Below are 2,759 nucleotides of genomic sequence, written 5' to 3' on the forward strand. Positions count from 1 at the left end.
TAAAACCCATCTGGGTTGTATGGTTAAGCCTCTCGAGTCATTAGTACATGTTAGCTCAACGCCTCACAACGCTTACACACCATGCCTATCAACGTCCTAGTCTCGAACGGCTCTTTAGAGGAATTAAATTCCTAGGGATGACTCATCTTAGGGCTCGCTTCCCGCTTAGATGCTTTCAGCGGTTATCGATTCCGAACGTAGCTACCGGGCAATGCCATTGGCATGACAACCCGAACACCAGCGGTTCGTCCACTCCGGTCCTCTCGTACTAGGAGCAGCTCCCTTCAATCATCCAACGCCCACGGCAGATAGGGACCGAACTGTCTCACGACGTTCTGAACCCAGCTCGCGTACCACTTTAAATGGCGAACAGCCATACCCTTGGGACCGACTTCAGCCCCAGGATGTGATGAGCCGACATCGAGGTGCCAAACACCGCCGTCGATATGAACTCTTGGGCGGTATCAGCCTGTTATCCCCGGAGTACCTTTTATCCGTTGAGCGATGGCCCTTCCATTCAGAACCACCGGATCACTATGACCTACTTTCGTACCTGCTCGACGTGTATGTCTCGCAGTTAAGCTGGCTTATGCCATTGCACTAACCGTACGATGTCCGACCGTACTTAGCCAACCTTCGTGCTCCTCCGTTACTCTTTGGGAGGAGACCGCCCCAGTCAAACTACCCACCAGGYACTGTCCCTAATCCCGATAAGGGACCTAGGTTAGAACATCAAAACTACAAGGGTGGTATTTCAAGGACGACTCCATCATGACTAGCGTCACAACTTCAAAGTCTCCCACCTATCCTACACATGTAGGTTCAATGTTCAGTGCCAAGCTATAGTAAAGGTTCACGGGGTCTTTCCGTCTAGCCGCGGGTATACGGCATCTTCACCGCAATTTCAACTTCACTGAGTCTCGGCTGGAGACAGCGTGGCCATCATTACGCCATTCGTGCAGGTCGGAACTTACCCGACAAGGAATTTCGCTACCTTAGGACCGTTATAGTTACGGCCGCCGTTTACCGGGGCTTCGATCATGAGCTTCTCTTGCGATAACCCAATCAATTAACCTTCCGGCACCGGGCAGGCGTCACACCGTATACTTCCTCTTGCGAGTTTGCACAGTGCTGTGTTTTTGATAAACAGTTGCAGCCACCTGGTATCTGCGACTCCCGTCAGCTTAGAGAGCAAGTCTCATCACCAACAGGAGCGTACCTTCTCCCGAAGTTACGGTACCATTTTGCCTAGTTCCTTCAGCCGAGTTCTCTCAAGCGCCTTGGTATTCTCTACCCGACCACCTGTGTCGGTTTGGGGTACGATTCCCACTAACCTGAAGCTTAGAAGATTTTCCTGGAAGCATGGCATCAACTACTTCAGTCCCTTAGGACCTCGTCATCAGCTCTCAGTGTGTACATTWAAGTACGTGTCCCCGGATTTGCCTAAGAACACCACCTACCACCTTAAACGCGGACTACCAACGCCGCGCTAGCCTAGCCTTCTCCGTCTCTCCATCGCAGTTAGCGGAAGTACAGAAATATTAATCTGTTTCCCATCGATTACGCCTTTCGGCCTCACCTTAGGGGTCGACTCACCCTGCCCCGATTAACGTTGGACAGGAACCCTTGGTCTTTCGGCGAGGGGGTTTTTCACCCCCTTTATCGTTACTCATGTCAGCATTCGCACTTCTGATACCTCCAGCGTGGGTTACCCCTTCACCTTCWACGGCTTACAGAACGCTCCTCTACCGCGCACAGTAAACTGTGCACCCGTAGCTTCGGTGACTAGCTTAGCCCCGTTACATCTTCCGCGCAGGCCGACTCGACTAGTGAGCTATTACGCTTTCTTTAAATGATGGCTGCTTCTAAGCCAACATCCTAGCTGTCTAAGCCTTCCCACATCGTTTCCCACTTAGCTAGTACTTTGGGACCTTAGCTGACGGTCTGGGTTGTTTCCCTTTTGACGACGGACGTTAGCACCCGCCGTCTGTCTCCCGAGTAGTACTCATTGGTATTCGGAGTTTGCAAAGGGTTGGTAAGTCGGGATGACCCCCTAGCCTTAACAGTGCTCTACCCCCAATGGTATTCGCTCGAGGCGCTACCTAAATAGCTTTCGAGGAGAACCAGATATCTCCCGGTTTGATTGGCCTTTCACCCCCAGCCACAAGTCATCCGCTAATTTTTCAACATTAGTCGGTTCGGTCCTCCAGTTGATGTTACTCAACCTTCAACCTGCCCATGGCTAGATCACCGGGTTTCGGGTCTACACCTTGCAACTAAACGCGCAGTTAACACTCGGTTTCCCTACGGCTCCGCTATTCGCTTAACCTCGCTACAAAATGTAAGTCGCTGACCCATTATACAAAAGGTACGCAGTCACGGTCTCYTKTCCCTCACGGTACTGGTTCACTATCGGTCAGTCAGGAGTATTTAGCCTTGGAGGATGGTCCCCCCATATTCAAACAGGATGTCACGTGTCCCGCCTTACTCGTTTTCATCAATGGTTAGTTTTCATGTACGGGGCTATCACCCTGTGCCGCTGCGCTTTCCAACGCATTCCACTCAACACTATGTATTCATGTTGCGATAACAGCTTATGCTGCTGGGTTCCCCCATTCGGACATCGTTAGCTCAAATGCTTGTTACTAGCTCGCCAACGCTTTTCGCAAGTTACTACGTCCTTCATCGCCTCTGACTGCCAAGGCATCCACCGTATACGCTTAGTCGCTTAACCATACAACCCAAATGAGTTTCACTCA

General features: G+C 51.2%; 1 rRNA gene. It reads right to left on the bottom strand.

From position 1 onward, the window contains the following. Window positions 1-19: 19 nt before the first annotated feature. A 23S ribosomal RNA gene (locus L5M11_RS23600) occupies window positions 20-2,734 on the bottom strand. Window positions 2,735-2,759: the final 25 nt, after the last annotated feature.

The sequence above is a fragment of the Shewanella sp. SM87 genome, assembly GCF_025653705.1.
In the GTDB taxonomy this organism is placed as follows: Bacteria; Pseudomonadota; Gammaproteobacteria; order Enterobacterales; family Shewanellaceae; genus Shewanella; species Shewanella oncorhynchi.